Here is a 7903-nt window from a genome sequence, read left to right on the forward strand (position 1 = left end):
GCCCTGCGACGCCCCCACCCCCACCGCCGTGCTGTCACCCAATGAGACGTAGTTGACGCTCATCCCAAGCTCAGGGCACGGTCAGCGCGCGCAGCAGGCGTCCGCCACCCGGGCCGGCCACGCGCAACAGCAGCGTGCTGCCCTTGGGCGCGGCGCGGATGGCCGCCGCCAGCTCCTTCGCGCTCGCGATGGGCTTCTTGTTCGCCTCCACCACCAGCATGCCCGGCGTCAGCTGCGCGCGGTCCGCGGGCGAGCCCGGGACGATGTCGGTGATGAGGGCGCCAGCGCGCTCGGTGAAGCCCGCCTGGGACGCCGTGCGGGCATCCAGGTCCTGCAGGGACACGCCCACGCGGCGCGAGCTGTCCTGCTCGTCGGTGGCCCCCGGCTTCTTCTTGGACAGGCCCTCCAGGTCCGGCCGGGTGCCCATGGTCACCTTGACGTCCTGCTTCTTGCCGTCGCGGTAGAGGGTCAGCGTCGCGACGGAGTTGGGCTTCTTGAGCGCCACGGTGCGGGTGAGATCGCTGTCGGAGCGCACCTGCTTGCCGTCCACGGCCACCACCACGTCGTCCGGCTTGAGCCCGGCCTTCGCCGCCGGGGAGTCGGGGGTGATCTGCGTGAGGATGGCGCCCTCGCTCACCGACAGCTTCAGCGCCTGGCCCAGCTCGCGCGTGAGGGGCTGGATGCCCACGCCCAGCCAGCCTCGGGTGACGGCGCCCTCCTTCTCCAGCTGCGGCAGCAGCGCCTTGATGAGGTTGCTGGGCACGGAGAAGCCGATGCCTGTGCCACCGCCGACGATGGCGGTGTTGATGCCCACCACCTCGCCCTTCATGTTGAAGAGCGGGCCGCCGGAGTTGCCGGGGTTGATGGCCGCGTCCGTCTGCAGGAAGTCGTCGTACACGCTGGCGCCGATTTCACGGGCGCGCGCGGACAGGATGCCCACGCTCACGCTGGAGGCCAGGCCGAACGGGTTGCCGATGGCCAGCACCCAGTCGCCCACGCGCACGGCGTCGGAGTCGCCCAGCTTCACGGAGGGGAGCTGATCCACCTTCTCCTTGATCTTCACCACGGCCACGTCGGTGAGCGGGTCGCGGCCCACCACCTCGCCCGTGAACGAACGGCCGTCGTCCAGGCGGATGGTGATGGTGACCGCGTCCTCGATGACGTGGTTGTTGGTGAGCACCAGGCCCTTGGGGTCGATGATGAAGCCGGACCCGGCGCCCTGGCGGATCTGCTCGCGCTCGGTGCGGCCGCCGCGGCCCCTCCCGTTGCCTCCGAAGAACCGGTCGAAGAGCGGGTTGTCCTCCATGCCTTCGGGCATCTGCGGACGGGCCTGCACGTCCACGTTCACCACGGCGGACTTCACCGACTCCACCAGGGGCGCCAGCGAGGCCAGCGACTGGGCCTCACGCGTGGCGGGCTGGAGGTTGCCGGCCTGACCGGAGGCCGCCTGCTGCGTCTTGGGCGCGGGCGGCTGGGGAGCGGGAGCCTGCGCGAGGGCGAGCGTGGGCGACGCCAACACCAGCACGGCGGCCACGAGCTTGCGACGGAACGGAGGGAGCGTGTGGGTCATGGATTCCTCAACCTAAAGCGGAAACGAAGCCCCGCAACCGGAACGACAGTGTCCGGTGACGGAAGGTGAACCCCCGGCCCGGCCGCCTGTTCCCGGACCGCTCAACCGGGCCGGTAGACGCGGTAGTCCAGCTCGGGGAACAGGTTGTTGCGGCCTTCGACGTGGGACAGCCACGACTCGTCCACGGTTCCGGCGCGCACCTGGTCGTGCAGGCGCAGGAAGCGCTGCAGGTGCTCCTTCGTGCGGCGCACGGCGTAGTCCACCATGGTGCCGGTCTTCATGATGAAGGCCCAGTCGGAGGACTGCGCCAGCAGCAGCTCGCGCGCGGCCTGGTTCAGCGCCCGGCGCTTGAGGGACGGCGCGTCCGGGAAGTCCCGGGCCAGCTCCACCATCTGCCGCGCGGCGTGGTTCAGGTGCCGGTAGATCCAGTCGTTGGTCCCGTCCAGCCACATGTTCGCGTAGCCACCCGCGCCCCAGGAGGACATGGGCGGCGTGGCCACCTGGTTCTCCGGGTGCTCGCGCAGGTCGTCCAGCGGGCTGATGAGCGTGAAGCGGCTGGGGTTGCGCGCGGCCTGGCGGATGAGGGCGTCGATGAAGTGGGGGCCCTCGAACCACCAGTGGCCGAAGAGCTCCGCGTCATAGGGCGCGACGACCACGGGCTTGCGGCCGCCCATGCGCGACGCGAGGTATTCGAACTGGCGCTCGCGGTTGAAGAGGAAGTTGCCCGCGTGGACCCAGGCGCGCTCGCGGGCGGCGGCCGGGTCGTAGGGCTGCTTGTCGTTCGTCTTGCCGGTGATGCGGAAGTACTTGAAGCCGGTGTTCTTGCGGTCGCCGGTGGGCTGGATGAAGGGCCGGATGTAGTCCAGGTCCAGGTCCCAGCCGATGTCCCGGTAGAACTCGCGGTAGACGGGGTCGCCGGGGTAGCCGTGCTCGGTGCTCCAGACCTGCTGGCTGCTCTCCGGGTCGCGCGCGAAGGCGGCCACGCCCGGCTCGGTGAAGATGGGCGCATAGGGGCCGTGCAGCGGGCGGGGCGTGGCGTCCGTGAGCGCGTGCGTGTCCGCGAAGAAGTAGCGGATGCGCTCGGCGGAGAGGATGCGCTCCAGGCCCGGGTAGTAGCCGCACTCGGCCAGCCAGATGCCGGCGGGGTCGCGGCCGAAGTTCTGGCGGTAGTGGTTCGCGGCCACCGTCACCTGCGCGCGCACGGCCTCCGGCGTCTGCTGCATGAGCGGCAGGAAGCCATGGGTCGCGTTGCAGGTGAGGATGTCCAGGTGGCCGGAGTCCTGGAGCCTGCGGAACGCGGCCACCAGGTCGCGCCGGTAGTGGTTGTGGTACGCGAGCCGCAGCGATTCGAAGTGGTCGCGGTGGAAGACGGCCAGCGGGTGGAAGGTGGGGTCGTCCCGGGTGCGGTGCACCTCGCGGGCGCCCAGCTCGCAGAGCGAATCCAGCCGCCGGGCGTAGCGCTCCCGCAGCAGCTCGTCGTTGAGCATCGACACGAGCGTGGGCGAGAGCGTCATCGTCACCCGGAAGGGGACGCGGTCCTCGACCAGCCTGTCGAACACGCGCAAGAGCGGCAGGTACGTCTCGGAGATGGCTTCGTAGAGCCAGTCCTCTTCGAGGAAGTCTTCGTATTCGGGATGGCGGACGAACGGCAGGTGCGCGTGAAGAACCAGCGCGAGGGAGCCCAGGCTCATAGGTCGGTCGGAGAGGCCGTACGGGTTCACTTCCGTCCACGGCGCGAGGGCCGGGACCTGGTGGAGGACTTGGAGCCCGAGGGCTTGGGCTCCGGTGGATTCTGGGCCGCCTTCGGAGGCGCGGCGGGCGGGGACTTCACGGCGTCCGCCTTGGGAGCCACGGCGCTCGAAGCCGCCGGGGTCTCCGCCTTCGGAGCCGGAGCCGTGGGAGCCTCGGCCTTCGCGGGCGAAGGGCTCACGGGCACGGAGGCCAGTGCAGCCCGTCGCGCGGCTTCGCGAGCCTTGTCGAGGGCGCGCTGTTCGGACGCGGAGGGACCGCGCGCGACACTCAAGGCCCACGGGTCCTTGGGAGACTCGGGCTCCGCGGGCCGCCACGAATCCGTGGAGGCCGAGCCCTGAGTCGATGGGCCCGAGGCACCTTCGGCGCCCACCGGAGCCGCTGTCTCGGCGGGACGCGGCGACGGGAGGTCCCGCGCTTCAAGCACGTCACCCCGTGAACGCGGTGACTCCGGGGACCAGGCATCCGAGCCCCCGGCCGCACGCGCCACGCCGGACTGATCCGAAGTGCCCGCGATGTGATCCGCGGACAAGTAGCGCTGATCCGAAGCCCCTGCGGCCCGAGGCACCGTCAGGTATTGCTGATCCGAAGCGCCCGTGGCGCGATCCACGGACAGGTAGCGTTGATCCGAAGCGCCCGCCGCACGCGGCACGGTGAGGTACTGCTGGTCCGAAGCCCCTGCGGCCCGAGGAACACTCAAGTACTGCTGGTCCGACGCACCCGAGGCACGAGGCACGGTCAGATACCGCTGGTCCGAAGCTTCCGCGGCACGAGGCACGCTCAGGTAGCGCTGGTCCGAAGTCCCCTGCCCTCCCGCCACATACCGCTGGTCCGAAGCGCCGGGTGCACGCGGCACCTCCAGATAGCGGTACTCCGAGACGCCGCCCGGCAGCTGCGCCTGTCCGTACCGCTGATCCGACGCGGCCGGCGCGCGCGGCACCTCCAGATACGGAGTCGCCACGTCGTAGCGCTGGTCCGAAGCACCCGGTGCACGCGGAACTTCCAGATACGGAGACGCCACGTCGTAGCGCTGGTCCGAAGCGCCCGGAGCCAACTCCACGGCCAGATAACGCTGATCCGATGCCCCGGGAGCACGAGACGGGGCCAGCACCGCGCCCTCACCCAGCGTCGCCTCCCCCACGCGCGCATACTGCTGGTCCGATGCCCCCGGCGCTCGCGGCGCGCTCTCCAGATACGCCTCTTCCACGTAGCGCTGGTCCGAAGCCCCGGGGACGCGCGGCGCATCGACATAGGCCTCGGTGCGCTCGCGGTGGACCTCCGGCACGTCCACCACCCCGGCGCTCCCCGGCAACTGCACCCGGCGCCAGGTGACGTATTCGCGCTCCTCCACCCGGGGAACACGCGCGGACGCCGCCACAGGGACTGCTTCGCGCAGCCGGTCCACCACCGGCGGAGGCGCCATGCGCAGGAACCGGATGGACGTGTCCGCCGACGGCCCCGCGGGCGGCAGCGTGGCCCGATTGGACGAATGTCCAATGCGGCGCGACCGGCCATCCGAGCCGACGAAGTGCGCCTCCACCCGGTACGTGCGCCCGGGCGTCATGCCCTGCAGATAGAAGCTGCGCGACTCCAGCGCGAAGTCCACCTCGCGCGACACGCCCTCGCCGTCGAACACCTTCAGCACCGCGCGCGGCGCCGGCAGCTCGTCCAGCGCCCGGTTCCGGCTCGCGTCGCTGAAGTCCCAGAAGACGAAGAGCGTGTGCGGATCCCTCGCGAGCAGCACCATCGCGTCGTCCTGGTAGTCCAGGGGCAGCATGGCCAGGTGCTCGTTGCGCTCGGGCGACGCGTCCGCCGGAGGGAGGCGCGGCGACTGCTCCTCCAATAGATGATGGCGGCGAGCCTCCTTCTCCCCCGCCATCTTCGTCACGAAGAACCCCTCCACCAGGGGCTCGGCGGCATGCGGCGGCTCACTCGCGGGCGCGGGCTTCGCGGCGGCGGGCGCGTCCTCCTTGGGAGCGCTCGACGGGCGCGGCGTGGGCGCTTCCGGCGCCAGGGGCAGCGTGTCCTCTTCGTTCGGGTCGCGGCGCGCCTTGCCGCGGGAGGGGAACGTCACCACGCGCGCGGGCCGCGTCTTGGGGCCGCCGCTGGGCTCCGTGATGGGCTCCTCGGAAAGTTCTCGTGCCTGCGGCGCGGCGGCGCTTTCAGGCGAAGGCAGGGGCACGGACTCGGACGTCGGGCCCTTGGCGTCGCGGGAATCCGCCGGGCCGGAATCCAGGACCCGCTCCTCGCCGCCCACGTCACCGGAGCCGCGCCGGGACGTCGCCAGGCCGGCCATGCGCGCGAGCCGCCCCAGGGCGGGAATGCGCTCGGCCAGAGAGGAGACCAGCTCCCGCCCGCGGGACGCGCCAGCTCCCTCCCGGAGATATTTCCGGGCCAGCTGCCGCAGGTAGCTCACGGTGACGCCCTTCCGCTCATCCATGGACACCTCGCCTCGTTATGACGCGGCATACAGGGGGTCAACGCATCCGTCACGGGATGTGTTGTTCCGCCGACCCCCTTCTTCATCCGTCACGCCCGATGACACCTCACCCCGGTCCAAGTATCCTGCGACCGCTTGAGTGACCTGCCCAGACTTCTCCTGTGCAGCTTCGACGTCATCCCCGGCCCGTCTGGCTCCTCACGCCGACTGACCGAGTATCTGAAGGCGTTGCCTGATCGCTTCTCAGTGGTGGTGCTGTCGGCGAAGACGCCCGACCACTCCCATATCGAGAAGTACCAGGGCGCCCGGCTGCTCCGCGTCCCGGTAGGCTCCGGGGACCTGGCGTCGCGCATCCAGTCCTTTGAACGGGCCGTTCGCCGCCAGCTCGAAAGCGAGGACTACGCCCTCGCCCACTTCACGGACCCCTTCGGGGGGTACGCGCTGTGCGAGCTGAAGGCGGACTACGGCTACCGCCTCATCTATGAGGCGCAGACGTTCCCGTCCCAGGAGCTGCGCTACACCCATCCCCAGACGGACGGCGACCGCCGCTTCCTGTCGAAGATCCGCCGCCAGGAGCTGTTCTGCCTGATGAACGCGGACCTCGTCGTCACCGGCTCGCAGACGACGCGCGCGTTCATCCAGGGGCTGGGCGCGGCGGAGGACCAGCTGCGGACCCTCCGCGCCCCCGTGGACCTGAAGCCGTACGACCCGGAGGTGCTCGGCGCCCCGGACGGCTCTCCGCTCCGGATGATGTACCTGGGCAGCCACGTGGGCTGGCAGGGCCTGCCCACCCTCCTGCGCGCCACCGCGCTCGCGGCCCAGCAGGTGGACGTGCGCCTGACGCTGGTGGGCGCCCACCATCCGGACTGGAAGCCCCACCTGGAGGACCTGGTCAACGACCTGGGCATCAAGGAGAAGGTCGACTTCCAGCCGCCCGTCGCGCACGACGACCTGGTCAAGGTGCTGGCGCTGGCGGATGTGGGCGTGCTGCCGCTGGATGACTCGGAGCGCAACCGGCTCCAGGGCGGACCGCTGGCCAAGGTCTCCGAGTACCTGGCCGCCGGCCGGCCGGTCATCGCCGCGGACCTGCCCGTCACCCGCGAGCTGATTCCGAAGGACGCGGCCATCTTCTTTCCCCCGGGCGACAGCCGCGCCCTCTCCGAGCGCATCCTGGACCTGGCGCGCGACGTGCCCCGCCGCGTGGCGCTGGGCAAGGCCGGGCGCGCGTTCGCGGAGAAGGTGCTGGATGCGGGCCTCATCCGGGGCCAGCTGCTGGACCTCTATGACTCGCTGCTGGAGAAGCGCGGCCACGTCCCGGTCGAAGCCGCCAGCGAGCCGCCTGACGTCACGATGACGGGCACGCCCACGAACCGGCTCGCGAGCCTGGGCATGCCGGAGGCGTCCCAGCCCGCTCCGGCGCCCAGGCCGCCCGCGAAGCCCGCCGTCCAGGCCGCGTCCGACGAAGCCGACCCGTCCCCCGCGAAGGAAGGCCCGGAGGACGCGCCCGTGGTGATGGGCATGGCCCTGGACGACGGGATGGACACCCGGCTCGTCAAGACCGAGCCGGACATGCGGCCGGACGAAGTGCCCATGGTCATGGGCCTGCCGCTGCGCGAGTCCACCCAGGAGGCTCCGGCCCCCGCGAGCAGGGAAGCCACGCAGCCTCCAGAGCCCGAGGCCGCGCCCCAGACGACCGACGACTTCGTGAAGGACGTCGAATCGGAACCGCTGGGGGGCCGTGGCGCGGAGCCGGCTCCGCCCACGGAGATGGTGACGAGTCCCCTGGTGAAGGCCCTCGGCTTGAAGGAGGTCAGCGGGGGCGACGCCGGGGATTCGGATGCGGAGGCCCGCGCCTCCGAGGATGGCTCCTCCGGAGCGACGGCGGTCGTGCGCCGGCCGGTGGAGGTGGAAGAAGACGACACGAGCACGCCGGCCCCCACGCCCATCGTGCGCCGTCCCACCTCTCTCTCCGAGGACGAGGAGCGCGCGCCCACGCCCGTCGTTCGCCGGGCCGGGGTCATGCGTGAGGAGGAAGAGGCCCCCGCGCCCACGCCCATCGTGCCCATGCGCTCGTTGCTGACCGGAGCGCGAAGCACGAGCGCCAGCCGCGCGCAGCGGCCGCAGGACTCCACTCCCTCTGAACC

General features: G+C 71.2%; 4 protein-coding genes. 1 reads left to right on the plus strand and 3 read right to left on the minus strand.

Translation table 11 applies throughout. The annotated features are described in order from the left end of the window. Positions 1–70: 70 nt before the first annotated feature. From D7V80_RS39115 to D7V80_RS39125, 3 genes are all read right to left on the minus strand, one after another. Positions 71–1570, minus strand: a complete 1500-nt coding sequence (locus D7V80_RS39115) for a trypsin-like peptidase domain-containing protein (RefSeq protein WP_120592887.1) — start codon at positions 1568–1570, stop codon at positions 71–73. Positions 1571–1671: 101 nt separating this feature from the next. Continuing rightward, positions 1672–3261, minus strand: coding sequence for a glycoside hydrolase family 57 protein (locus D7V80_RS39120; RefSeq protein ID WP_120592888.1), 1590 nt, complete (start codon positions 3259–3261; stop codon positions 1672–1674). A gap of 26 nt (positions 3262–3287) precedes the next feature. Beyond that, positions 3288–5759: a DUF4912 domain-containing protein gene (locus D7V80_RS39125; RefSeq protein WP_120592889.1), complete on the minus strand. Its 2472-nt coding sequence runs from the start codon at positions 5757–5759 to the stop codon at positions 3288–3290. Between the two features lie 228 nt (positions 5760–5987). On the opposite strand from D7V80_RS39125, the gene D7V80_RS39130 reads away from it, so the two are divergent. Then, positions 5988–7903: glycosyltransferase family 4 protein (locus D7V80_RS39130; protein ID WP_233586065.1), on the plus strand; the 1916-nt coding region annotated here is incomplete at its 3' end.

Origin of the sequence: Corallococcus sp. CA054B (assembly GCF_003611625.1) — a bacterium.
GTDB classification, from domain to species: domain Bacteria; phylum Myxococcota; class Myxococcia; order Myxococcales; family Myxococcaceae; genus Corallococcus; species Corallococcus coralloides.

Excerpts from the sequence above, each read along its gene's own strand:
- D7V80_RS39120 (WP_120592888.1), bottom strand. The coding sequence starts at position 3,261 with ATGAGCCTGGGCTCCCTCGCGCTGGTTCTTCACGCGCACCTGCCGTTC.
- D7V80_RS39115 (WP_120592887.1), bottom strand. The coding sequence starts at position 1,570 with ATGACCCACACGCTCCCTCCGTTCCGTCGCAAGCTCGTGGCCGCCGTG.
- D7V80_RS39125 (WP_120592889.1), bottom strand. The coding sequence starts at position 5,759 with ATGGATGAGCGGAAGGGCGTCACCGTGAGCTACCTGCGGCAGCTGGCC.